At 38.2% G+C, this 25,923-nt stretch carries 25 protein-coding genes and 1 pseudogene; 11 read left to right on the forward strand and 15 right to left on the reverse strand.

Going from position 1 to position 25,923, the window contains the following annotated elements; genetic code table 11:
• Positions 1-4 precede the first annotated feature (4 nt).
• The 4 genes from KZP23_RS05830 to KZP23_RS05845 form a co-directional block, all read right to left on the reverse strand.
• The gene (locus KZP23_RS05830) at positions 5-583 is read right to left on the reverse strand and encodes an O-methyltransferase (protein WP_226335158.1); all 579 of its coding nucleotides are present in this window, start codon (positions 581-583) and stop codon (positions 5-7) included.
• A 131-nt stretch (positions 584-714) separates the two neighbouring features.
• On the reverse strand, positions 715-1,335 hold the full coding sequence (locus KZP23_RS05835; protein ID WP_226335159.1) for a hypothetical protein: 621 nt from the start codon (positions 1,333-1,335) through the stop codon (positions 715-717).
• 150 nt (positions 1,336-1,485) lie between these two features.
• On the reverse strand, positions 1,486-1,860 hold the full coding sequence (locus tag KZP23_RS05840) for a DoxX family protein (protein WP_226335160.1): 375 nt from the start codon (positions 1,858-1,860) through the stop codon (positions 1,486-1,488).
• 3 nt (positions 1,861-1,863) lie between these two features.
• Entirely contained in the window at positions 1,864-2,496 is a 633-nt protein-coding gene (locus KZP23_RS05845) for an NAD(P)H-dependent oxidoreductase (RefSeq protein ID WP_226335161.1), read from the reverse strand.
• Positions 2,497-2,604: 108 nt separating this feature from the next.
• Here KZP23_RS05845 and KZP23_RS05850 point away from each other — a divergent pair, with 108 nt between their 5' ends.
• Entirely contained in the window at positions 2,605-2,961 is a 357-nt protein-coding gene (locus KZP23_RS05850) for a winged helix-turn-helix transcriptional regulator (protein ID WP_226335162.1), read from the forward strand.
• A 107-nt stretch (positions 2,962-3,068) separates the two neighbouring features.
• Here the strand turns inward: KZP23_RS05850 and KZP23_RS05855 are convergent, their stop codons facing one another.
• The 8 genes from KZP23_RS05855 to KZP23_RS23025 form a co-directional block, all read right to left on the reverse strand.
• Positions 3,069-3,692 (reverse strand): peroxiredoxin-like family protein, encoded by a 624-nt coding sequence (locus KZP23_RS05855; RefSeq protein ID WP_226335163.1) that lies wholly within the window; start codon positions 3,690-3,692, stop codon positions 3,069-3,071.
• A gap of 97 nt (positions 3,693-3,789) precedes the next feature.
• Positions 3,790-4,626 (reverse strand): glycoside hydrolase family 16 protein, encoded by an 837-nt coding sequence (locus KZP23_RS05860; RefSeq protein WP_226335164.1) that lies wholly within the window; start codon positions 4,624-4,626, stop codon positions 3,790-3,792.
• A gap of 209 nt (positions 4,627-4,835) precedes the next feature.
• Positions 4,836-6,707 (reverse strand): mechanosensitive ion channel family protein, encoded by a 1,872-nt coding sequence (locus KZP23_RS05865; protein WP_226335165.1) that lies wholly within the window; start codon positions 6,705-6,707, stop codon positions 4,836-4,838.
• Positions 6,708-7,045: 338 nt separating this feature from the next.
• Positions 7,046-7,726: a potassium channel family protein gene (locus tag KZP23_RS05870; RefSeq protein WP_226335166.1), complete on the reverse strand. Its 681-nt coding sequence runs from the start codon at positions 7,724-7,726 to the stop codon at positions 7,046-7,048.
• Between the two features lie 116 nt (positions 7,727-7,842).
• Complete coding sequence (locus KZP23_RS05875; RefSeq protein ID WP_226335167.1) at positions 7,843-8,640, reverse strand: response regulator transcription factor; 798 nt, start codon at positions 8,638-8,640, stop codon at positions 7,843-7,845.
• A 269-nt stretch (positions 8,641-8,909) separates the two neighbouring features.
• Entirely contained in the window at positions 8,910-9,593 is a 684-nt protein-coding gene (locus tag KZP23_RS05880; protein ID WP_226335168.1) for a GOLPH3/VPS74 family protein, read from the reverse strand.
• Positions 9,594-9,628: 35 nt separating this feature from the next.
• Positions 9,629-10,060 (reverse strand): hypothetical protein, encoded by a 432-nt coding sequence (locus tag KZP23_RS05885; RefSeq protein ID WP_226335169.1) that lies wholly within the window; start codon positions 10,058-10,060, stop codon positions 9,629-9,631.
• Positions 10,061-10,380: 320 nt separating this feature from the next.
• The gene (locus tag KZP23_RS23025; protein WP_262904783.1) at positions 10,381-10,503 is read right to left on the reverse strand and encodes a hypothetical protein; all 123 of its coding nucleotides are present in this window, start codon (positions 10,501-10,503) and stop codon (positions 10,381-10,383) included.
• 325 nt (positions 10,504-10,828) lie between these two features.
• On the opposite strand from KZP23_RS23025, the gene KZP23_RS05890 reads away from it, so the two are divergent.
• From KZP23_RS05890 to KZP23_RS05900, 3 genes are read left to right on the forward strand one after another with little or no spacing between them, the layout of a single operon-like run.
• A complete protein-coding gene (locus tag KZP23_RS05890; protein ID WP_226335170.1) occupies positions 10,829-11,422 on the forward strand; it encodes a hypothetical protein in 594 nt (197 codons plus the stop codon).
• Positions 11,423-12,475: a sensor histidine kinase gene (locus KZP23_RS05895; protein ID WP_226335171.1), complete on the forward strand. Its 1,053-nt coding sequence runs from the start codon at positions 11,423-11,425 to the stop codon at positions 12,473-12,475. It begins immediately after the preceding gene.
• The gene (locus KZP23_RS05900) at positions 12,465-13,157 is read left to right on the forward strand and encodes a LytR/AlgR family response regulator transcription factor (protein WP_226335172.1); all 693 of its coding nucleotides are present in this window, start codon (positions 12,465-12,467) and stop codon (positions 13,155-13,157) included. The genes KZP23_RS05895 and KZP23_RS05900 overlap by 11 nt, the downstream gene beginning before the upstream one ends.
• Positions 13,158-13,344: 187 nt before the next feature.
• Here KZP23_RS05900 and KZP23_RS05905 read toward each other — a convergent pair whose 3' ends face one another.
• A complete protein-coding gene (locus tag KZP23_RS05905; RefSeq protein WP_226335173.1) occupies positions 13,345-15,015 on the reverse strand; it encodes an amidase in 1,671 nt (556 codons plus the stop codon).
• Positions 15,016-15,074: 59 nt separating this feature from the next.
• On the opposite strand from KZP23_RS05905, the gene KZP23_RS05910 reads away from it, so the two are divergent.
• Complete coding sequence (locus KZP23_RS05910) at positions 15,075-15,512, forward strand: hypothetical protein (protein WP_226335174.1); 438 nt, start codon at positions 15,075-15,077, stop codon at positions 15,510-15,512.
• 60 nt (positions 15,513-15,572) lie between these two features.
• Here the strand turns inward: KZP23_RS05910 and KZP23_RS05915 are convergent, their stop codons facing one another.
• Positions 15,573-15,890: a hypothetical protein gene (locus tag KZP23_RS05915; protein ID WP_226335175.1), complete on the reverse strand. Its 318-nt coding sequence runs from the start codon at positions 15,888-15,890 to the stop codon at positions 15,573-15,575.
• Positions 15,891-16,245: 355 nt separating this feature from the next.
• Between KZP23_RS05915 and polA the strand changes: the two genes are divergently transcribed.
• From polA to KZP23_RS05940, 4 genes and pseudogenes are all read left to right on the forward strand, one after another.
• Positions 16,246-19,059: a DNA polymerase I gene (gene polA, locus KZP23_RS05920; protein ID WP_226335176.1), complete on the forward strand. Its 2,814-nt coding sequence runs from the start codon at positions 16,246-16,248 to the stop codon at positions 19,057-19,059.
• Between the two features lie 391 nt (positions 19,060-19,450).
• The gene (gene radA, locus KZP23_RS05925; protein WP_226335177.1) at positions 19,451-20,824 is read left to right on the forward strand and encodes a DNA repair protein RadA; all 1,374 of its coding nucleotides are present in this window, start codon (positions 19,451-19,453) and stop codon (positions 20,822-20,824) included.
• 267 nt (positions 20,825-21,091) lie between these two features.
• Positions 21,092-21,450: pseudogene (locus KZP23_RS05935) on the forward strand (GxxExxY protein).
• 564 nt (positions 21,451-22,014) lie between these two features.
• Positions 22,015-22,437 carry a secondary thiamine-phosphate synthase enzyme YjbQ gene (locus KZP23_RS05940; RefSeq protein WP_226335179.1) on the forward strand — a complete coding sequence of 141 codons (423 nt, stop codon included), beginning with the start codon at positions 22,015-22,017 and terminating at the stop codon, positions 22,435-22,437.
• A 70-nt stretch (positions 22,438-22,507) separates the two neighbouring features.
• Here KZP23_RS05940 and KZP23_RS05945 read toward each other — a convergent pair whose 3' ends face one another.
• Positions 22,508-23,164, reverse strand: coding sequence for an HAD family hydrolase (locus tag KZP23_RS05945; protein WP_226335180.1), 657 nt, complete (start codon positions 23,162-23,164; stop codon positions 22,508-22,510).
• 245 nt (positions 23,165-23,409) lie between these two features.
• Between KZP23_RS05945 and KZP23_RS05950 the strand changes: the two genes are divergently transcribed.
• Entirely contained in the window at positions 23,410-23,832 is a 423-nt protein-coding gene (locus KZP23_RS05950; RefSeq protein WP_226335181.1) for a (deoxy)nucleoside triphosphate pyrophosphohydrolase, read from the forward strand.
• Between the two features lie 55 nt (positions 23,833-23,887).
• Complete coding sequence (locus tag KZP23_RS05955; protein WP_226335182.1) at positions 23,888-25,864, forward strand: DUF2075 domain-containing protein; 1,977 nt, start codon at positions 23,888-23,890, stop codon at positions 25,862-25,864.
• The last annotated feature ends 59 nt before the right edge of the window (positions 25,865-25,923 follow it).

A 25,923-nucleotide genomic window follows, 5' to 3' on the forward strand; every position in this document is an offset into this window, starting at 1 on the left:
TGTTCTATTTTTTAGTCGCCACCACCACACCTGTGGACCAATTCATTTTACAAATAGAAAAGTCTTGTCGTGACTCCAAATAAGCAAGCAACTTATCCACATTATCCTGATGGCCATCTGGCCAATTAGGCTGGACATTCATGTCATCAATCACATAAAATCCACCCGTGCTTACCAAAGCCAAGGTTTCTTCCAATTCACTGTATTTTCCAGGCCAAGCATCTGCAAAAATCAAATCAAAGGGAGCGCCTTTATATTCTCTGATCCATTTAGAACCATCCATGCAGACAATATCCACACGCCCATCTGCACCAAAATACCCATGGGCAATTTCACTTAATGAAAAATCATTATCCACAGTAATAAGAGTAGCATCCTCGCTTAAGCCATCCACCATCCATGATAGAGAAAGTCCAATTCCTGTACCCAGTTCTAAAAAACGACCTTTGGGCTTGGAGATCATGAGGCTTTTGAGCAAGGTGCCTATATATTTATCAGAAGGCATGGTAAAGCCTATTTCCTTACATTTTGCTTCAATTTGTGGATAAATCTCCGGCAAGTCTAAAATATTGCTGTCATTCATCAATGGAAATATTGAAAGGTTAAAAGAAAAATTTCACTCTGAATATAATTAATTCTTATTTATTTAGGCAATGGCATCTTTTAATAAGCATGACAAAAACTTATCCACATTCCTTAAAGCAAATAGGCCATCTATAATTTTTTCGATCGTACCAAGCCAATCATTAAGCCTATAGATAGCCCAATAGTTGATTTTTTTGATGACAGCATACTGTTCACTGCCACCGAGGCGCCGACATATTTTGAGAAAGCAAATTCCACTTTTGGAAGCAATACCAAACCAATACTTGACTCATCCACATTCTCATATATGTAATTGGCTCCATTTGTACCCTCACCCAAAGGTACCGCAGACCAATTGGCTACCATTCGGTGATCATTATAGCTCAAGCCAGCTGATAAATTTGCCCGAATAGTTTTGGCAGAATTTAGGTTAATGATTTTCCCTATACTTGCGCGGTAAGTCCTTATCCAATCAGTAGGATTACCTAGACCAAAGCTAATTATAGCAATAATTGGATGAATCCGGAAGTCCTCAGGCTTGTTACTCGGAAGAATATAAGTAGTATACCCCAATTCCAGTGTGAGCTCAGATGCCCCAACATAATGAAGACCAACATCCAGTCCTAATCCAGACCCGACAAGTATATCCTCAGAAAAATAATAGAACCTTTGAGGGATCTCCTGCGCTGTTGATTTCAGCCAAGACATGGAATAAACAACTAGCAGTAAAAAGAAAAACCGTTTTGTCATAACTAAAAATAGTGCTTTTCACCAAAACGTAGTGAACATCTATTATGTCCCAATATATAAAAATAAAAACTGTCTCATAAATTGATCATTTGATTGGCTTGCATACCAGCAAAACAGTTGATCAAAATATGAGACAGTTGCGCTAAGTTTTTATGCTTTTGCTGTGGCCAAGCGCTTTTGTTGAAAGCGAAAAGAAACCAACAAGATGGCTAAAAACACCAATGGCATTACCAAAGCAGAAACAGCATCGCCCAAAGCCAAGTGTGTGATAAATGCAGATACAAACACAATGACAAAGCCCACATATGCACCAGTTTTGAACAATTGGGGGATACCTGGAATCAACAGTACCAAAGCACCAATGATCTTGGCCGTTCCCAATTCTATCCTAAAGAAATCAGGAAAGCCCATGGCCTCAAAACCTGCTTTCATATTGGGATCTGCAAAATAATTATATGCGCTGAAAAGCATCATCAAAGCCACTATGGCCGTGCTCACCCAATAAATAATATTGTCCTTTTTCATCACTTATACGGTTTCAAGTAAAAACTCTTCCTTCGGAGTTCTCACCTTCTTCAAATTTACATTCCAATCTGCAGTTTCATCTCTGTACCCAAGAGGCAATATAACGGCACTTTTCAGACCATATTCCTCTAAGCCCAATAGCTCGTCCATCGCTGCATTATCAAAACCCTCCATAGGAGTAGCATCTACTTTTTGCTCAGCAGCTGCAGCGATCGCCAATCCAAAAGCAATATAAGCCTGTTTGGCAGCATGGTTTGCATGCCATTCTTCAGAAAGCTGGCTATATAGGCCCCATAATTTCTCTTTATAGTCGTCCATTCTATCCAATGGCAACCCTCTTTCCTCTAAAGTTTTATGGAAAACTTCCTGAATCTTCTCTTCAGTATATTTATCCCAAGAAGCAAAAACCAAAATATGAGAGGCATCAGTGATCTGGCTTTGATCCCAAGCAATAGGCTTCATTTTTTCTTTTATCTCTGGATCAGTAATCACCAAAACCCTGTAAGGTTGTAAACCGGAAGAAGATGGAGACATTCTGGCAGCTTCAAGGATATACTCTACTTTTTCCTGAGGAACTGCCTTTCCATTCATCTTTTTAGTGGCGTATCTCCAAGCTAAATTTTCTAATAAACTCATAATTTCTTTTTTTCTTTTGCTACAAAATTAGCTATATTTACTATACAAAAGTAAGTACTATACTTTAGTATACCGATATACTAAAGTATAGTAAACTCGTATAGAATAATGGAAACAATCATAGAAAACCAAAAAGTTCACTTATGCTCTGGTGAATTTGTCTTAGCTGTTCGTGAGGCAATGAATGCCATTAGTGGCAAATGGAAATTGCCGATTATCGGATCACTCTGCTATGGTACGAAGCGATTTAAAGAATTGGAAAGGGACATTCCCAAAATCACGCCAAGAATGCTTTCCAAGGAATTGAAGGAATTAGAGCTGAACAGCATTGTAAAAAGAACTGTCCACGACACTACTCCGGTGACAGTGGAATATGAGCTCACCCCCTCAGGCAAAAAAATCAAGAATGTGCTAGATGCCATGGTCAAATGGGGATTGGAGCATAGGGAAAGTGTCATGGTATAATTTATATTCCTTGTTACGTTACTCTGAATAATTATCCACATATAAATACAAAAAAAGGACAGCCTATAATAGGCTATCCCTAATTAATTCTCACTATCTGATTTCTGTTACTTCAATGTTCCAAGCGCTGCCTTGATCAAATCCCCGCTGATTCGAGTATCATAATTGGGATTGATATATTCAAACTGAATATTTCCTTTTGTATCCAAGGCAAATACAGCTGGTACAGGAATAATTCCTGGATTTAACTGAGCGGAAGCCTTGAAAAGCATTTCCTTATACCTCCCAGGAGCCTGAAATGCCAGCCCAAAAGCCTTGGTCACCTTTAGGTCATTATCAGAATAAAGGCTGTAGGTCAATTCATTCTTATCCACAGTAGCTTTCAGCTGCTCTGGTGCATCCGGGCTGATGGCCACAATCTGATAGCCCATACCCAGAATATCCTGCTCTATGCTTTGCAGCTCTGCCAAATGCTTATTGCAGTAAGGACACCAACCTCCACGATAAAAGATCAACAAGGTCGGCTTTTTGGCCACAATTTCATTTAGGGACTTTATATTTCCATCTATGTCCTTAACTTGACTCACAGGAATTTGTTCACCAATCAAAAGGGGAGAAATGTCGGTTGGATCAGCTGGCACGTCCATTCCCTCTTGTGCAAAAGCACCGTTATATTGGAAAAGGGCAATAAGCAAAAAGGCCCAGAGGCTTTGAAAACAGTAATTTTTCATCTTATCTAAATTCGCATCAATAGTTCAGGTTTAGCAAACGTCATTTGACTAACAATGGTTTTAAGGAGTATAAAAGTCCCTTCCTTATTCATTAGATTTATTGATATACCCTGACCCAATCTACCTCCATATCCACTGGCAAATCATTTGGATTGGCCTTTCCAACCCAGCTTCCTTCTAACTGCATATCGATTAACAAATAAAATGGTTGGTCATAGGGCCATTGGGACTTATCCACATTCTCCACCCGAGGATAAGTAAAAGTAGGCTCTCCGTTTAAGGTAAATACCAATTTATCAGGATACCATTCCAAACCAAAAGTATTAAAAACATCCTTATCAAAATCAGCCGTTCCTCCATGAGGTGGATTTTTGGTTTGTTTTAGATTCAGCGTATAATAGGAATGGGTAGTTTGATAAATCCGATCTTCAAAATTGATATGCTCCATAATATCAATTTCTCCATTTTTGGGATAATTCCCATATTTATTCTGTTCTGCAAGCATCCAAATTGCCGGCCAAGCCCCCTTTGCAGATCCCAGCTTAGCACGGATTTCTATCTTTCCGTATTGAAAAGCAAATTTCCCCTTGGTATACACCCCACCGGTCAAATAAGGACGATCATCTTTTGATTGGTCTTCATTCTTGATGCCTTTAAGTATCAATTTCCCATCTTCAAAAGCATAGCATTTTGGATCGGAAGTCATATAATTCCCCCAATCAGCATTATTCGGTGGAATCTTGGTCCATTTCTCTGAATCTATTTTACCCTCCTCAAACTCATCATTCCAAACCAATTTCCATTCTTTGTCATATCGTTTACTTTTTTGAATATAACTGTGACCTTCAGATATCTTATAAGGCTTGGGATTACAAGACTGCACCATTATACCAACACCCAACAAAAAATGGGGCAGCATCTTTGAGATTTTCATATTTATTATGTTTAAGAATTGGAATTGTTAGGATTGAAAGGGCTATCATCTATAAAGATGTAATAAAATCAATTAATATCTACCAACTTTTTTATAAAACCTAGCCCCTTAGTGGGAATTGGTCACAAGAGCTGAAAACTGGAGAAAAATTGTTTACTGGAAAAGGATAATTGATCCAAACCTTAAAAGTCAATGATGCCAATTATAAACTACTCGGGCTTCTCCTTTTTGATATTGACATTAAAAGGCGGTGCCTGATAATCCTTTGGCAAATAATCCGATGGAATGGTAGTAGAATTTCCATCTCGCTGCGCCCTGTAATGGGGTGAAAGAATCTCTACGCCCTTCTCATTGCATACATCTTGTATATTTTGATGGAGATTGCTATAGATCAATGCTTGCTTACTGGCTTCTTGGGTATAAGCGTTCAACTGATAAGCCACATAAAAATCATCCAAACTGGTTTGCAGAACAAATGGTTTAGGCTCCTTCATGACCAAATCCGTCCTTAAGGCTGCCTCTATCAATGTTTCATACATCAACTGCCATGGGACATCATATCCAATGGTCACTGAAGTGTGGATAATCAAGCCTTCATTCTTAGAATAAGAAGAGTAGTTTATGGTATTTCCCGTTAGAATAGCTGAATTGGGAATGGTAATTTCCTCATTTTTGATGGTTTTCAGCCTGGTCACCAAAAGGGTCTTTTCCACTACATCCCCTGAAGTATCTCCTAATCTAATCCTATCTCCAATTTTGAATGGCCGCATATAGGTAATCACCAAACCAGCTATCATATTGGAAATCGCAGAAGATGAACCTAAAGAAAATAGAATACCTATAAATACAGAAACCCCCTTGAAAGCCGGAGAATCCGACCCAGGAAGATGTGGAAAAATCATTACAAAAGTAAAGGCGTATAATAAAAACCTGACGATATTATAGGTGGGCTTGGCCCAATCCGTATGGAAGCCTGTAATGACCAATTTTTCATTGGCAATTTCATCAAAAATATAACTCACAAATTTGATGACATAGCGCATCACAAGGTATATGGCCAAAATACTGAACAAGTCAGGCAAAAATTCTACTACAGAAATAAATATGGCTTTAAAGGGAGACCATATTAGATCAAACAGTTGATATGACCAGCCTCTGGTAAATGGGAACACACTGAGCACTAGTGGCAAGGCGATATACAAAACCAAAGCGTAAATCACCCATTTCAAAAAGCGACTGATGAAAATGATAAATTTGAATTCCTGATAGGCTGAAAGGAAGGTATAATCCTTATAAGATAAATCCTTCAACCAATCATCCTTGCGGGCTGCTATAAACTTTAATAACCTGCGGTGGCCTTTTCCTACCAGCCATATGACTAGCCAAGTACCGGAAATTGAGAGAATGACCAGCCCAATTCTGATCAATATGGTGACAAAACTATTATCCTTGCGTGCCTGTAAAATAGATGCTTTAACTTCATCCTTATATTGGTCAGCCAATGCCCTAATGCTCGTATCATTCCATAGGCCATCCATTTCAGATACGCTCATCAGGATGGTTTCATTATAGACAATATCCGCTAGGTTTTCTTCAGCAATTACCTTGATGGAATCCAATACCAAAAAATCATCATCATATAATTCTTTAATCTTTTTGCTAATATTCTCAGCCCGTTCCTTGGGTCTGGAAGCGCCAATTTTTGTATAAACAGTAAAAAGTGTATCACCCATCACCCCCAAAACTGGATAACCTTTGGTGTTTTTTCGAAGAGAATCAATCTGAGACATCTTCAAGGACAATCTATTGGATTCTCGGCTCGCAATCTCATCCAACTGTGCCTGCAACTCTTCCTTCCTGAGATTATCTGTAGTTTTCAGGGAATTAATTTGCCTCTCCAGAGCGGCCCGCATCAAGGAATCTTCTAAGCGTTGTTTTTCTATGGCAGCAATCTTGGACTCATAGGCCTCTAGCATCACGATATCCATGGAATCTTGATGGGCCAAGCTATCCGTTTGGCCATTGGCTACAATGGATGGAAGCAGAAGCACTACCAAAAAAACACCTAAAAACTTCTTCATCTACAAATGGTTATCATATCTTCTCAAAACATGGCCTCCAGAATCCAAAAAGAACAATATTTCTATTATTAAAAATAAAGCTAATATTTGAAAAACCTTCTTTTTCCCTCAAAATATGAAGCCAAATCTACAGACGAATTCTCTGCCACTTTGGATCAGACAAATAATGCATAATATATTATGTATATCCGCAATTGCACTAGTAAAAGTTAAAAGCGAATCGAAATGTTCGTTTTAATTAAAATATCAACTCCTTCGGTCTTCAGTCTTAAAACTCCCGACCACTTAAGCAAAGGATTTAAGGTTACTGGCATCATTGCGGATAATCAGATAATATATTAAGCATCCTTACCATTTTGATTTGCAGTAGAAAATTTACTGATCAAAATCCCCACTAGCACCACATTATATATTTGCCCCATCACGCCAAAAAAAGATGTCACCATCTTGGTCGTATGAGATAGGGGAGTGATATCTCCAAATCCTATACTGGTCTGTATAATAGAAGCATAGTACACCATATCTACAAAAGTATTCGGCACACTGCTCATGTCTAAATGAGCCATGGATGAAGGATCATTATAGACCAAAAACTGCAGCATAAAGGCACTGATTTCAATCAAAAGAAAATAGCCACAACCCGCAGCCATCAGTAAATCTAAATTGATGTACTTGGGTTTCAGCAAAAATTTGATGACCTCTCCAAAAATGATAAAAAAGAAGCCCATGTATATCAAACTAGAAACTTGTAAGTAAATGACATTATTTTTAAAAATCTGGAATATAGGCAGAAAAACCACCAATAATAACAGTAAATTCTTTACCCTTACCAACCATTTTCCCTTACCCAAAAAAACACCCACACTGGCCAAGCCTAAAAATATCATATTGAAAGGCCAAATAATATGCATATAGAAATCCATATCCTTAAAAAAAACAGAAATATATAGGTGCTGAACCAAAGCATAAAGCAACAATTCATATTTCCAGTTCTCCAAAATGGACAGCAGTCTCTTCATAGGTATTGATAAAAATCAAAAATGAACAGTTAACCTACCTAAAATAAAAAATTCTTGTTCTCTAAACTAAAATGGGGGGAGTTTTAAGTAAAATCCCACATTTTACCTACATAAGCTTATATAATACCTTCCATCAAACACTTAGTCACCAACTTTCGCATGGAAGAATATTGGGTCTTTTTAAGCATATTTTTTCTGTGGGTTCGAACGGTCGACTCCGTTATATTTAAATTATAAGCAATCTTATGGACTGAATACCCCCTTGAGGATAACTGTATGATCTCTATTTCTCTTTTGGTCAACTGTTTGTCCAAGTTGTCTTCAGCATCTTGGTCTTCTTCAAAAAACAATTTATCCGAATTAATATTCACATCATAAAAGGACTTTCCCCCATTGAGATGTACAAATGATACCGTATCGGTCTTCTGAACCCCCATAAAGGAAATATCAGTATGAACACTCAATATATGCTCAATGGTACCCTTTTCAGATACCGAAAGCACATTTACTTGAAGCAGCATAGTCCTATATTTCCCAAACCTATCCTTGATCCTATACATATACAACATCTTATAAGATGGTAGTTCGGTTGGAGGAACCACATTTTCCATAAATTCTTTTAGGAGCAATTCCTTGGCTTTGACAGTTTCTACATCATCTGGATCAATCGAACTGAGCAAATTTTCTATGCTTGCTGTTTTTGGATCGACATCGATAAACTGCTGCACACCCGGATGAACATATTCCAGTTCCAGATTATGCATGTTCAAGATAAAATAAAAAAACTCTCCCGGAATAAACAGGGCTGCGATATGCTTCAATTGCTCAACCGCCTGATAGGGTTTGTAATTTTCTATATGATTGGAATAACCCTCTTTCCATAAATCAACCAAATGTGTAATTCCGGCACTCATATTCACTGTAAAATGTATTTTGAGTTCACTAAAACCTCAAAATTCTACCCAATGATAATAAAAATATAAGATTATATGGGCTTTTCAATGAGATTCAAAAGAAATTACATCAATGGAACTTGAAACTTTCCTCTAAATCATTAGCATACAAAGCCCTATAAAAAAGGATTTTTTAAATGTAAAAAACACCATATACTGTTCCTGTTTAACCATTATTAAGAAAATTATTCTGTATTTAATTTCCAAGACAGCAAAGCAGCGCTTCACCTTTATCCGGCTGTAGCAGCGGTTGTGGTTGCTACGTTGGTCGCAATAATAGTACTTATAATGGCTGCCTGGACTTCAGAAATAGTCTTATCCACATTAGTAGAAATAGGGCTTTCCTTAACCAATTGCTGTAAATCCTTTTTCAGGGTCTTCAATTGATTTTTTTCCTTACTTAGTACATTATGCATTTTACAGGCTTCTACTAAACCTAGAACCGCCATATTTTCTGGAGCAATATTCTTCTTTCTAAAAATTTCACTTTTCAAGTCCTGAATCAATTTATTTCTAACTTGGCTATTGAGTAAATAGGTTTGAGTATAAGGAATTAAACCCAAAAACTTCTTTTTCTCCACTTTTATCAATCTTTCTTTGGCCATTTGATCATAATAATGGTACCTCCACCTAGAAGCCTTATGACCTATTTTTTGTATCCAATACTTCATCTTCCTTGGCTTTCTTGATGATTGGATCATTTCTGCGATTTGCAGTAATTGGGGATCATTGAACATTGCTCCTTTCTTGATATAAACCAGTTCATCTTTCAGGTTCAGTTTGTCCTCCATGGACATCTGAAGTAATAATGCCCCTGCCAAGCCAAATTGAAGATGTATACCAGAAATCAGCATCCTGCCTTTTTCTGGATGTTGGGCAAGCAATAAAAATCGTTTTGCAATGCTTATGTCCATAGTATTTATTATTAATCAAAATTTTGGGTAATCACTCAGGTAAGCCAATGCTTTTTGATGCTAAAATTGGATAGCCATACTAAGAATATAGCCAATACAATAATCATTGTTGGCATCACTGCCGCACCAGGACCATATACTTCCATGGCTCCAGAAATGGCCAAACTATGAAACACCTGGATGATTATTCCGATCAATGAAATGATCAATACCATCTTCGCCCATTTCTTTTTCAAAAGTAGACCGATACATCCCAAAGCCCCGCCAAAAACAGCAACTGCATATGCAATGGTTGCCCAAAGCGGATAGGAAGCATATAATTCCCTTTCTGTCTCAGGCAAGGCAGCCATGGCTTCCTCGGACATACCAATCTGCATAAAAAAAGCACTAACCCCCAATAGGTTCCATAAAAGCATAATTATGGCCACTACCCAATACCAAGTCGGAATTTTTATTGTTTGTTCCATGAATATAGTATGTTTAGCTCAACTAGTTAATTTACTAATTTCCCAGTAAAAATCACCATATAATATGTTAATTAGGATATTACCTACTATATGATATCCCTTTTCTAAATAGGTTCTTGCTGTGTATTATTCATAAAAGCTTTGGAAACCATTACTGCCTTTACATTATTTTTTCGGTTCTATATGATTTACTGTGGGTGACTTTTACTTTGTTTGTCAAATTTCAGAGTGACTTTCATCTCGCCACATTTGTTACTTTTTTCCTACAGGTGAAAAAAGTAACCAAAAAACCCCGCCGCAATACATCTATTGTGCTAAAATTAAAGCCTTCCCTCATGCAGGCAAACTCCTTCTGCATAGCTGCTTGCGGCCTTTTTGCCCAGCATTTCGTCAAACAAGCCTGCCTTTTTGCTTGCCCACTTCTTTAATTTCTTGACGCTCAATATCTGTAAGGCGGATTAGCAAATTCACTTGAAGCCTCATGCGACAGGCTAGCGACAGTTTTCCTAATTAAGATTTAGCCACACTATTCCATATAGAACCATTTTTTCTAATGCAAAGCCCGCAAAGAATCATCAAAATACGCCAATATTGCCTTTGTAAAAACTCCGAACAAATGTTTTGAGCCACCTTCTTATAACATTTATCTCATTCGAAACCGATGAAGTGCTAGTATAACGGGAAAATGGAGCAGTTCATCGAAATAATTTTTCGGAATTTTACTATCCACCTATCTTCAAAGCATTATTCATCTTAACTTCAAATGTTATGAAAACTTTACAGAAACCAACTTTGCTGTTTTTGCTTATTGTTTCTTTGGTCAGTAGTTGTGTTTTACGCAGTCTACATCCACTATATACAAAAAGTGAATTAATAATAGATAATCGTTTGGAAGGAAGCTATATAGTAGACGAAACTGATACATGGAATATTACTAAAGCTGATAATCAAGCTATTGAAAATGGGGATAAGCTTTACCATTTGGAACATATTCAAAATGGAGATACTGTAATTTTTGATTTGTTCTTGGTAAAGCTGGATAAGTATCTTTACCTAGATTTTTTTATTGATGAGTATAAATCCAAACCTTTAGAGAATGAATTTGCAGCTTTCCACCTTTACCCTGTACATAGCTTTGCCAAGGTTTCGTTTGATGGAAATCAAATTATTATTAACCCATTTAATAGCCAATACCTTGGCAAATTGATTGAACAAAATCGAATTAGAATTTCTCACGAAATGGCCAACGAAGATATTTTATTAACAGCCTCGCCAGAGGAATTACAAAAGTTTGTGATAAAATATTCAGATGATGAAAATATTTTTGAAGAGGAATCTTTTATCCTAAAACGCAAAGGCTAAGTGAACCTGTCTACAAATAATAAAGCCTACCCAATCCTCCAAAACAGTTTGTTTAACCACTTGCTGTTTTGGGTAGTTGCCTATTTTATCCTGATCAATATCTTTTCCAATGCGAATAAGATCCTACCGGTAGATAGGGTATATACTTTGATATTTATGGTGACACTATCATTACCAGTTTACCTCAATCTTCAATTCCTAATTCCCAAATTTCTGAGAACAGGAAAGTACTTTGCTTTTCTACTGGGATTTTTTCTGGTTTTAAGTCTTGGAGTAGCTTTTAACTATTTCCTGTTTAGCCATCTTATAGATTATATTTTGCCTGGCTACTATTTCATTTCATATTACACACTTTGGGACTTAGCCAAATTCTTTTTAGCCTTCCTTATTTCAAGTACACTATTGAAACTCTCCAAGGAATGGTTTGAATTACTAAAAACGCAAAAGGAAATCAGTGAACTGGAGAAAGAAAAAACAGCTATTGAACTCAAGGCCCTCCGATCTCAGGTAAACCCACACTTTCTTTTTAACACTTTGAATGTGCTTTATACCCTTGCTTTGGACAAGGCAAAAGAAACACCTGAAGTAATCATCAAATTATCGGACTTATTGCGCTACGTGATCTATGATTCCAATAAGGACAGCATCCCTTTATCTGCAGAACTGGAGCAAATCAACAATTATATCAGCCTACAAAGCTATAGGACCGAAAATACGGCTAAGGTAAAGCTCAAAAAGCAAATAAAAGAAGATATCCACATTCCTCCTATGCTATTGATTCCATTGGTAGAAAACAGTTATAAACATGGTATCAAAGGGGATTTAAACAATACCTTCATCAATATACAGATCAATGCAGACAAGCGTCAGCTTGACTTTGAAATTGAAAACAATCTTCCAGAAGCAAGCGACATCAAACAGACAGACCACGGTGTTGGACTGGCCAATATCCAAAACAGATTGGCCCTGCTTTTTCCGGAAAAGCACCTTTTCCAAATATCAAAAGACGAACATAAATTTAAAGTTAGCCTAAAACTAAGCCATGAAGATTAACTGCATCATCGTTGAAGACGAACCCACATCCAGGGACTTATTGGAAAAGTATATTGTGGAATGTCCCTCTCTTAATCTTATTGCCAGTTGCAAGCACGCTTTGGAGGCCTTGGAAATTATCAACACTAAAGAGGTGCAGTTAATATTCCTAGATATCAACATGCCAAAAATCTCTGGCTTGGATTTTTATAAGTCCCTTACAAAAGCTCCCTATGTGATTTTCACAACGGCTTATCCACAATATGCCATTGAGGGATTTGAGTTGGATGCTGTGGACTATTTACTGAAACCATTCCCCTTTGATCGTTTCCTCAAAGCAGTACAAAAAGCACTCAACAAGGTATATACTGATTCATCCCAACTGAATAAGGAACCAAGACATATCGTCCTAAAAGCAGATAAAAAACTTTACCGTGTGGATATCGATGATATTTTTTACCTGGAGGCTTTCGGGGATTATATAAAAGTAAACTGTGCGGATAAGTACATTTTGGTTCACGAAACCTTCCAAGGCCTTTTGGGACAACTCCCTGAAAGGGACTTCATCAGGATACATAAATCCTATGCCATAGCCATTAATAAGCTGGACCATATAGAAGGTAATATGGTCCATATCAATAATACTACGATCCCAATCGGTCAAACCTATAAAGCCGAATTTCTTAATAGCATCAAAGCATAATTAAACCCGTTTTATGCATTAGGAATCGTTATGAGAACTGAAACTACAAGAAAATCAGGCTGTTTGGAGATTGAATCATAGCATCGCTATGGTGAAATCGAAAACAGCAGCGAAGCGACTGATTTTAAAGTAGTTTCAGGTCGCAATAGATAGGCTAATGCATAATGCGGGTTAAACAAGAGAACAATTATTGGTCAAATAAAGGCGGCCTCCTTTCATCCCATTCGGTTGCTTCCTGATACATTCTTCCCAACATGATCAATTTTTCCTCCTCATATAAGTTTGCCAGAAAGGTGATGGAACTTGGACTACCAGCTTCATTAAAGCCATTTGGCAGACACAAGGCGGGATGCCCCGTCAGGTTAGTTATCAACAATTGGTTTCCCGCAAAGGAAGGACTAATGATCACATCATAATCTTTGAAAAGTGCATGCATTTCCTCTACTAACAAGGCCCTGAGGCGACTGGCCTGTATATACTCCACTGCAGGGATAAAACGTGAAGCCCGAAATAAATTGGGCCAAGCATTCTTGTTTTGAGATACCAAAAGATCATCTTTTCCGGATCTGGTCATTTGATCAAAGGCAGCTGCTCCTTCTGCCATCAACATAATAATCATACTACTCACTGGCATATCAGTCTTTAACTCCAAAGGACTTAAGTGAATACCACTTTCCCTCATCACCTCCAGTACAACCATATCGTTTGACCCTCCAGCCTTTTCAGTATCGAATAAATCTTTGAAATAGCCCACTTTTAAATCACTAAGTTTATTATCCGCATCATAATTAAATGCCGCTGGAATCGTGCTCTTATCTTTAGCATCTGCACCATTTAAAACGGACAAAACTATTCCATTATCCACGACAGACCTGGAAATAGGCCCTATTTTATCCATGCTCCAACTCAATGCCATCGCTCCATATCGACTAACTCTTCCAAAAGTAGGCCTTAAACCTGTCACCCCATTTCTGGTAGATGGAGAAACAATACTTCCATAGGTTTCTGTCCCCAAAGCAAAGGGAATAAGTCCAGCCCCCACGGCTGAAGCAGATCCTGCAGAAGAGCCAGAAGATCCCTGTTCCAAATTCCAAGGATTCCTGGTTTTCCCACCATACCAAACATCCCCCATGGCCAAAGCCCCTAAAGTAAACTTGGCAACCAAAACGGCCCCTGCCTCATCCAACTTTTCCACAACAGTAGCCGTCACATCAATTTTCTGGTCCTTATAGGGCATTGCACCCCAAGTGGTTTTGGTTCCCTTTACAGCGAACAGATCCTTAATACCATAAGGTATTCCATGAAGCGGACCTCTATATTTCCCTTGTTTGATTTCCTCATCCATCATTTTGGCCTTATTCAGCGCTTCCTCTTCCAGCAAGCTGATAAGACATTCCAAGGTGTCACTATATGTCTTTAGCCGCTCCAAATAGAGCTTCGTCAAGCTTTCTGAGGTGATTTTTTGATTCCTGATCAATGTGGATAAGTCCGCAACGGTCATAAAAGCAATATCATTATCCTTTGCCGGTAATTCAGCATTTTTAATCCCCCAATTAAAATCATATTGCTCTTGATCCGGATAAAAGCCATGAGGAAGAGGATTAAAAGTTATAGTAGGGCTAACCGAGTTATCAAGATCAGTTTTGCGCATTGCTTGATAATCTGCCATCTGCTCCTCAAGCAATGAAACCATGCTGTCGCGTTCAGAAGGCAAAAACTCTAAACCTATAAGTCGTTCGGCCCATGAAATGGCTTCAGCAGAAATCTCTTGGCTACGCTTCCCTATTACAAATCCAGTTATCAACAAAACCAGACCTAAGAGGAATATTGGCCAAAATGCAGTGTTTTTGTTTTCCATGAGTTAGTTTTGTAAGGTTTGAGGGGGAAATCCCCTTAGGAAGTTAGAAAATTTTAATTATGGAAAAAAATCAGGAATTTCCTCGTTTTTCTATGCCGCTGAGGGGGCTATTATTACTGGCAGGAATGACTACAGTCGCTTGGGGAGCATTCTTCAAATGGTTTGGTGCGCCTTTGCTTTCTTGGCTATCCATGCACCCAGAAGTGCCTGTCGATGTCAGTTCTACTATTTATGGCAGCTTTGGCCTGATCATAGGTTTCCTGATTTTCCTCAGCGGTTTCTATCCCATTAGTTGGCTATACCTTATTATGGTAGGAATAGGGGGCAAATTAATATCTGCAATTTGGTTTGCTGTTTATTATGCTGACATTTTAGGTTGGAATAAGCGTACCATATTTCATTTGGGCTTTAATGAAGTATTGTGGATAATAATTCTAGGTATTGTGCTCTGGAAAGCCCTTCAGGTAAAGGCTTATTTACAAACATTGGAAGATTGAAAAAGAAAAAGGGGTTGATTTAATTAAATCAACCCCTTTTTTATCTATTCTGTGTCCAGATCAGGTCACCAAGATCAAGATCAACAAAATGATAATAATAGCTCCAACAGATAGATAGATGCCGCCTCCCATGGTTTTGGCTTCTTTTTTCATACTTCTCAATTCATCCCGCACTTCTTTACGTTCCTCTTTGCTCATTTCACTAAAATCCATTGCTTTGATCTCATCCACGCGGGCGTTCATTTCTTCCAGTCTTGCTTCCTCTTCAGGACTCAGCTCTGTTTCTTCTTTGTCTTTTTTAATGGGCTCGGCCATTATACTTGGTGCAAATGCGGTGAATGTAAACATCACCGCCAAAAAGAATGCTAATCTTTTCATATAATTTTCAAATTTAGTGAAATAAAATAATTAAGAATGTCTCAATAATATACAAAAATCCCTTTCATTTTAAAATCAATGATCAGGATGAACTATCGCCATGATCAAATATTAATCCAAAATATCTAATTTTTATCCTTAATTCACGCCCAAATGAAAAAAACATTTCTTTTCATTGATTTTCAAGAAGAAACTTTTCTTCCTAATAACTGTATTTTTTTATGGATTGTTTTCGGGTCAAAGAAGATCAAAAAGCCTCACTGACCTTTGCATTATAATTTGTAATTTAGCCTCAATCCCAAATTGGGAAAACTGCCTTGAGGGCTAAATCAATCATTTTAAGCATATTATAACCATGCCCAGTTCAGACAAGAAAAAACTGTTTCTACTAGATGCCATGGCTCTGATCTATAGGGCCCATTTTGCTTTCAGTAAAAATCCCAGAATTAATTCCAAAGGCCTTAATACCGGAATCATGTTGGGATTTACCAACACCTTACTGGAAGTAATCGAAAAGCAAAAGCCCAGCCACCTAGCAGTAGCTTTTGATACTTCGGCACCTACTTTTCGTCATGAGCAGTTTGAAGCCTATAAGGCCAACCGTCAAGAGACTCCCGAAGATATCAGTGTCGGGATTCCATGGGTAAAGCAGATTGTGGAAGGATTTAATATTCCAATTCTTGAACTGGATGGTTATGAAGCAGACGATATTATAGGAACCATCGCAAAAAAAGCCGAATACAAGGACTTTGAAGTGTTTATGATGACACCTGATAAGGATTATGGCCAGTTAGTGGATGACCATATTTTCCTTTACAAGCCAGCCTTTATGGGCAATGCGGTAGATATCATGGGACCAAAGGAGGTATGTGAAAAATGGGAAATTGAAAGTCCTGACCAAGTAAGGGATATTTTAGGACTGATGGGAGATGCAGTGGACAATATTCCAGGTATCCCGGGCATCGGTGAAAAAACAGCCAAAAAACTATTGAAAGCCTACGGGAGTATTGAAGGCTTATTGGAGCACACAGAAGAACTGAAGGGCAAACAAAAGGAAAACGTCGTCAATTTTGGGCAGCAGGGAATATTGTCAAAAGAGCTCGCTACTATCATGCAAAATGTTCCCATTGAGTTTAATCCAAAGGATTTTACTTATGATGGACCGGATGAAGAAAAACTTAAAGCCTTATTTGCCGAATTGGAATTCCGAACCCTGACCAAAAGAGTATTTGGAGAAAGTATTAAGAAACCTTCGCTTAAAGTCAATGAACAATTAGGCTTATTTACTGGGCCACAGGATACAGAAGAGGAGGAAGATATTGAAGAAACCAATCCTATTCCTACGCCCAGCCAATTGGATTCGATTTTTTCAAAAGCCCATGACTATCATAAAGTAGCTGGAGTAGAAGCTATCAATGAATTGGTCGAATACCTAGAGATCCAGGATGAGCTTTGCTTTGACACCGAAACCACTGATGTGGACCCAAACAAGGCAGAATTAGTGGGTATTTCCTTTGCCTATATTACCGGAGAGGCATTTTATATTCCCATTCCTTCCGATGTGGAAGAAGCCCAAAAACTATTGGCTCCTTTAAAACCGGTTTTTGAAAATGATAAAATCACCAAAATCGGCCAAAACATAAAGTATGATGTCCTAGTGCTGAAGAATTATGGCATTGAGGTAAAAGGCACTTACTACGACACCATGCTGGCCCACTATCTCATAGAGCCAGAAGGGAAGCATGGCATGGACTGGTTGGCAGAACACTATCTCAACTACAAACCTGTTTCCATCGAAAGCCTGATTGGTAAGAAAGGCAAAAACCAAGGCAATATGCGTGATGTGGATGTGGATAAGGTGGTAGAATATGCCTCAGAAGATGCTGACATCACCTTACAATTGGCCCAAAAGCTCAATCCTGACCTTAAGGACAGGGGATTAGAAAAACTTTTCTATGAGGTAGAAACGCCTTTGATTCCGGTATTGGCGGCCATGGAGTTTGAAGGGGTCAGGCTAGATGAAAATAGTTTAGCAGATTTATCCAAAGAATTGGAAAAAGAGATTGTCCAAATAGAACAAAAGGTTTACGAACTGGCCGGAACCAAATTCAATTTGGCTTCTCCGAAACAGCTTGGGGAGGTACTCTTTGTCAAAATGGAATTGGATCCAAAAGCCAAAAAAACCAAAACCGGTCAATATGCCACTGGTGAAGAAGTACTGTCCAAACTAGCTCCAAAACATGAAATCGCACAAGCCATTTTGGATTTCAGGGAATTGGTAAAACTTAAAAACACTTATGTGGATACCCTGCCAACCCTGATCAACCCAAAAACCGGTCGAATACATACCACTTATAATCAGATAGTCGCTGCTACAGGAAGACTTTCCTCCGTCAATCCTAATTTGCAAAATATTCCGATCAGAACAGAAAGGGGTAGGGAAATCCGAAAGGCCTTTGTACCCAGAGATGAAGAGCATGTTATCTTGGCAGCGGATTATAGCCAAATAGAATTACGTATCATGGCGGCCTTCTCTAAGGATGAATCCATGATAGAAGCTTTTAAGAACGGTAGAGATATCCACAGCACCACGGCAGCCAAGATTTTCCAAGTTCCCATAGATGAGGTTACCTCGGATATGCGTAGAAAGGCAAAAACGGCTAACTTCGGTATCATTTATGGTATTTCAGCCTTTGGTTTATCCCAACGATTGAATATTTCAAGAACTGAAGCCAAAGAAATCATCGATGCTTATTTCAAGGAATTCCCTGCCGTAAGTGAATATATGAACGATTGTATTGAGCAAGCGCGGAAAAACGAATATGTGGAAACCTTGTTAGGAAGACGCAGGTACCTAAGAGATATCAACAGCCGAAATGCGACCATGAGGGGATTTTCTGAAAGAAATGCCATCAATGCTCCCATTCAGGGCAGTGCTGCAGATATGATCAAAGTAGCCATGATCCATGTGCATAAATGGATGAAGGAGAAACAATTGAAATCCAAGATGATCCTACAGGTACATGATGAATTGGTTTTCGATGCACATAAGGATGAGGTGGATCTATTGAAAAAGGAAATTCCAAAACTGATGACAGAAGCCTTGCCTATAGAAGTGCCAATGCAGGTAGAAGTAGGCGTAGGCAAAGACTGGTTAGAGGCCCATTAAGGATAATAGCCATTTCGACAAGCTCAATGTCCAAACGCTTACGGCCTCTGAGTTTGTCGAAGAGCTCGAATCCACTGTTCGCTATTTGCAATGCATATTTAAAATATAGAGACAATATCCTAAACCAAATTGTCTGTCATTCTGACGATAGGAAGAATCTCAAATAAATAATTAATAAGGAATACATGATGTTGAGATTTCTGGCACCTCAAAAAAACAATGGTACTAGCTGTTCGTCATTTGCAATGGCGAACATTTAAATAAAGGGCTTTTAAAAAGCCCCTAATAAATATTTAATCAGATCGGAATTGAAAATGCCGATCAGCATCAAATTCAATATTTCCTGCAAGCTTTGCCAGCTTTAAATAACCATTAACCGAACAACTCATTCATGCCTAAAATAAAAACTGCTTTTTTCTGCCAGCAATGTGGCGCCCAAAGCCCCAAATGGGTGGGCAAGTGCCCAGCATGTGGCGAATGGAATACTTATGTAGAAGAAGTTATCCACAAGGAAGAATCGGGCCGAGGAAGCTGGAAACAGGGTTCTGAAAATAATAAGCGACAAGGTTCACCCAGAAAGTTACAGGAGATTAACTATGAAGAGCACCCAAGACTGATCACCAAAGATCCCGAACTGGATAGGGTTTTGGGAGGAGGAATTGTGCCTGGCTCACTGACCTTAATAGGAGGGGAACCGGGTATCGGGAAATCCACCTTGATGTTACAAATCGCCTTGATTCTTAACCAGACCAAGGTCCTTTATGTCTCCGGAGAGGAAAGCGAAAGTCAAATCAAAATGCGGGCTGACCGTATGCAGTTCAGGTCAGACAATTGCTTTGTGCTTTCTGAAACCAACACCCAAAACATATTTCAGCAGATCACAGCGCTCAAACCAGAAGTCTTGGTTATTGATTCCATTCAGACTTTACACAGCAAACATGTTGAATCTGCGGCAGGAAGCGTTTCCCAAGTCAGAGAATGTACCGCGGAGCTAATGAAATTTGCCAAGGAAACAGCTACTCCTGTTTTTCTTATTGGCCATATCACCAAAGATGGCTCCATTGCAGGACCAAAAATCCTAGAACATATGGTGGATACTGTTTTGCAGTTTGAAGGAGACCGTCATTTATCTTACAGGATTCTACGCACCTCCAAAAACAGGTTTGGCTCTACCAATGAACTGGGCATCTATGAAATGCGCGCAGAAGGACTCCGGGGAGTGGCCAACCCATCCGAAATCCTGCTCAGCCAGCGCGAAGAAACCCTCAATGGAGTGGCCACTGGCGCCATGCTGGAAGGAAACCGACCATTATTGATAGAAATCCAATCCCTGATCAGTCCGGCCACCTATGGCACTCCCCAGCGGAGCAGCACCGGCCATGATGCCAAAAGGCTGAATATGCTCTTGGCAGTTTTGGAAAAAAGGGGCGGTATGAGACTAGGCAACCAAGATGTATTTCTAAATGTCGCTGGGGGTATGCGTGTGGACGATCCGGGTCTGGATTTATCTGTATGTGCAGCCCTATTATCATCTTATGAAGACACACCGATTTCACCTGACCTTTGTTTTGCTGGCGAGGTAGGCCTAGGTGGCGAAATCAGGGCAGTCAACAGGATAGAAAACCGCATTGCAGAGGCAGACAAGTTAGGATTCAAAAAAATCATTGTTTCCAAATACGCTGTGAAAGGTGTGGATTTAAAAAGCTTCGGCATTGAGGTCATCCCCATCACCAAGCTTGAAGAAATGTACCAGCAGTTGTTTTAAATGAATTAATCATAGATGGACACAGATTAACACTGATCAAATGTTTTTTGATTCCAAGGCCCAAAAATGCATCCTTTTTATCAAGTCTCCATAATAATCGTCCACCGATGGACACTGATAAACACGGATAAAGTCTTTTGACCTTTAATTCCAAGGCATAGAAACACATCTGTGTTTATCCTTTTCATCTGTGGTTAGTAGATTACCAACAGGTTTATTGATAGTTTGAAGTAGATTTTTTAGTTTAATCCATAAAACTTTTTGATTATGGAAGATTTTGACGAACTAACAGAAATAATTATTGGAGCTTCCTATAAAGTATCCAATGCTTTAGGAAGTGGTTTTTTGGAAAAGGTTTAGCCGTTGAATTAAGAAAATCTAAAGTGCCCTTCAAGCAACAATTTCCTTTAGACGTTAATTATGAAGGCATTATTATTGGCAACTATTATGCTGATTTGTTGGTGGATGAAACGGTTATAGTAGAATTAAAGGCTTTGAAACAATTGGAAAGTATACATACAGCCCAATTGATGAATTATTTGAAAGCTTGTAATAAACGATGCGGATTACTGATCAATTTCGGCAAACCAAGAGTAGAAGTAAAGAGGATTTTAAACGGCTTCTAATAAGAATTTATTACAAAATCCACAAATGGATACTGCAGCTCTGTTTATCCTTTAAATCAGGGCTTAATAATAATCGTCCACAGATGCACACAGATAAACACTGATGAAAGCTTTGTTTTTTTTGATCAGCTCTTAGAAATCTTTGTGAACTTAGCTACTTCCTTCCAGGGCCCTGCATGAAAAAACTATGAACATCTGTGGTTAGCCCTTACATCTGTGGTTAATAATAATCGTCCACAGATGCACACAGATAAACACTGATGAAAGCTTTGTTTTTTTTGATCAGCTCTTAGAAATCTTTGTGAACTTAGCTACTTCCTTCCAGGGCCCTGCATGAAAAAACTATGAACATCTGTGTTTAGCCCTTTCATCTGTGGTTAATAATCTGCGTCCACAGATGCTCACAGATAAACATTGATGAAAGCTTTGTTTTTTGATCAGTTCTTAGAAATCTTTGTGAACTTAATTACTTCCTTCCAGAGCCCTGCATGAAAAAACTATGAACATCTGTGTTTATCCTTCTTCATCTGTGGTTAAAAAACAAGCACTTATTACTTTTGTATTATGAAAATCTTTCAAAAACATATATCTCTAAAAGCTCATTCCAGAGGCTTCCATTTGATTACCGATGAGGTGGAAGATGCCCTACCCGAAATCAGGGAAATAAAAATGGGCACTTTGCAGGTTTTTATCAAGCATACCTCTGCCGGCCTCACCATCAATGAAAATGCTGACCCAACGGTACGAAAGGACTTCGAAACATTTATTAATGACTTGGTTAGCGAAACTTATCCACGATTTATCCACACCTACGAAGGACCGGATGATATGCCCGCTCATATCAAAAGCAGTCTCTTTGGTTCCACGTTAAATATTCCTATTTCAAATGGAAAATTGGCCTTGGGGACTTGGCAAGGCATATATTTAGGAGAATTCAGGAATTATGGCGGACCTAGAAAACTGATCATCACGGCCATGGGTGCCTAAAAAATAAAGTGTGGAAAACCTGCTTTTATAGTTTTTCCACACTTTTTCAATCCATTTATATCAAATTGTTTTATTTAAGCATTTCCAGTATATTTTGTACTGAAATTTCACTGTAATCATTGATATAATACTGACAAGGAGGCAGCTCTTCTTTAGTGTGCGAAGTAAGCACGCCGACCACCTGCATACCGGCATTTATACCCGCAGAAGCACCTGAGAAGGAGTCTTCAAAAACTATACAGTGCTCAGGATGTGCTTCAAGGTTTTCCGCAGACTTTAAATACACCTCTGGCTCAGGCTTATGTGTCTTCACATCTTCACTGGCCATAAAAGACTCCATCAATGTTCTTATCTCCAGCGTATCAATGATCAAATCCATATTGGCTCTCGGTGCAGAAGTCCCCACACCGGTTTTAAAACCATTTTGCTTCAAGCCATTCAAAAATTCCAAATAGCCCGGAACTGGCTCCACCACCGGTGCATAGATCTCACGGAAAAGTCCTTCCTTTTCATTTTCCAGCTCAAGAAGTTCCTCTCCCTTCACCTCTCTCTGTAAAAAATGGCTAAAGATATAGCTATTGGGCTTCCCATACATATGCTGAGCATATTCCTCCTGGCTAGGATTCATGCCTCGTTTAGCAAAAAACTGTTCAAAAGCCTTAGAATGGTAAGGATTGGTATGACAGATCACCCCATCCATATCAAATATCACTGCAAGATTTTTCATAGCACAAAATTAGAGAATTTATAGTAAGACACTAGGCTCAAGACTATAGATCTGAGATGAATGTTTTGTTAACCACAGAGTTTGCTGTGATGTCAAAGAGTCCAAGAAGTTTTTGATTGATTAATAAAAAATGGAAAGTTGAGCAAGCTTGAAGTCCTTAATAGTAAAAAATGATCAATCCATTCAAGTTAAATCAAAGAAGCATAAAATAATAACCTATCTTAGAGTGTAAAAACCACTTTTCTATGTTAAAGGTAACCTGCGCCATAATTGTTCGGGATGGATTGGTGCTCGCTGTTCAAAGAAGTAAAAAGATGAAAATGCCCCAAAAATGGGAATTCCCAGGTGGGAAATTAGAAGATGGGGAATCAGACCAGGAATGTCTGATCAGGGAAATCAAAGAAGAACTACATTTGGATATTTTGCCAGGAGGGAAGTTACCCGAAGTCATCCATAAATACCCCGACTTCACAATCTGCCTGATACCCTTTATCGCCAGCATCCAATCCGGTGAATTACATTTGGCAGAACACCAGGCCTACCAATGGCTACCTAAAGACAAACTATTAGAGCTAGACTGGGCTGAAGCTGATGTGCCGGTGGTTAGGGAGTTTTTGAAAATATTTCATCAAATGAAGAAAGAAATATTTAAATCAATTACTTCTTAACTTATAAATACTCGTCTAAATAATTTAAGACCAAAAAATTGTAATTAAGATTTTTATGCTTAACTATTACTATAAAGACAGTCTTCACAACTTTTTCTCTAAAAAAACAGAAGAGATCATTGGGGAGATAACCTTAGCTAATCAATTTGATTCAACATTAAACCAGAATAAATCTTGGGAAATACAAATTCCAATGTTAAAAGAGACCTTAAAAAATTACGAGGGTACGATTTTCTTTGAATTTTCCATTCCTAGGATGGGAAAGAGGGTTGATGTTTTAGTTATTATCAATAGTGTAGTTTATGTTATTGAATTTAAAGTTGGAGAAAGTAACTATCATAGATCTGATTTAGATCAGGTTTGGGACTATGCTCTTGATTTAAAAAACTTCCATAAACCTAGCCATGAGGCTCTATTGGTTCCTATTTTAGTTGCTACTGAAGCTGAAAATTCTTTTGTGGAAGTAGCCAAAACAGCTCATAATGACAATTTACTAAATCCATTAAAAGTTAATAAAACGGATTTAGCTGACGCTTTTAATACAACACTACAATTCTTTAAATACCACCGCAAATTAAATTCTGATCATTACTCAAAGGGTCGTTACTCACCAACTCCAACCATAATCGAAGCTGCTCTTTCGCTTTATCATAATCATACTGTAGATGAAATTACCAGAAATGATGCAGAAGCGAAGAATCTAACAAAAACTACTTCAATCATTTCAAAGATAGTATCAGAATCTAAACGTCAAAGAAAGAAAATTATCTGCTTTGTCACTGGGGTACCTGGTGCAGGTAAAACCTTGGTTGGCCTAAAAGTAGCTACTTCCCATCTTGATGAGAAGAATGGGAATGCCAGTGTTTATTTATCTGGAAACGGTCCTTTAGTTGCTATACTACAAGAAGCACTATCAAGAGATAAGATAAAAAATGAAAGAGCTAAAGGGATAAAACTAACTAAAGGAAAGGCTAAAGCAGGCGTAAAAACTTTTATACAAAACATACATCATTATCGTGATGCCTATTTAGTGGACCCTAAACCACCATATGATCATGTCGCAATTTTTGATGAAGCACAAAGAGCTTGGAATAAGGAACAAACCGTAAAATTCATGAAGCAAAAGAAGGGGCAGCATAATTTTGACGCTTCTGAGCCAGAATTTCTTATCTCTTGCCTTGATCGGCACCAAGATTGGGCAGTAATAGTATGTTTAGTAGGAGGAGGTCAGGAAATTAATACCGGTGAGGCCGGAATATCCGAATGGTTAAATGCCATAAAAACCAGATTTTCACATTGGGACATATTTATATCCCCTAATCTTACCGATTCTGAATACTCAGCATCTTCTATTATTTCTGAATTACAAGGTTTAACAAAAGTAAATTTGAATTCTGATTTGCATTTAGGAGTATCTATGCGATCTTTCAGGTCGGAAAATTTATCGCTTCTTGTAAAAAGTATATTAGATTTAGATAAAGAAAAAGCATCTAATACTTACTTAAAACTAAAAGACAAATATCCAATTGTCCTTACAAGAGATTTAAAAAAGGCAAAAAATTGGCTCAAAGAAAAAGCTAGAGGAAGTGAAAGATATGGAATTGTCGTTTCTTCCCAGGCCCAACGACTAAAACCCTATGCGATTGATGTAAAATCCCCAATGAACCCAGTACATTGGTTTCTAAATGATAAGGAAGATGTAAGATCTTCTTACTACCTCGAAGAGGTTGCAACCGAATTTCATGTACAAGGCTTAGAGTTAGACTGGGCTTGCATAACTTGGGATGCTGACTTAAGATACTCTGAAAACCAATGGAAAACATTTTCTTTTGTGGGTAGCAAATGGCAGCATATTCATAAGACAGAAAGAAAAACATACCTAATTAATGCTTACAGAGTACTTCTTACAAGAGCCAGACAAGGAATGGTAATTGTAGTTCCGGAAGGCGATTCAGGAGATCATACTCGGATACCAGATTTTTATGATCCAAATTTCAATTACTTAAAAGATTTAGGAATACCTGTAATTTAAAATATATTGTCCAATATTTGAATCGGGAAAAGTATATCGCTCAAATCAGGATCATAATA

It is taken from the genome of Echinicola marina (assembly GCF_020463795.1).
Lineage (GTDB): Bacteria > Bacteroidota > Bacteroidia > Cytophagales > Cyclobacteriaceae > Echinicola > Echinicola marina.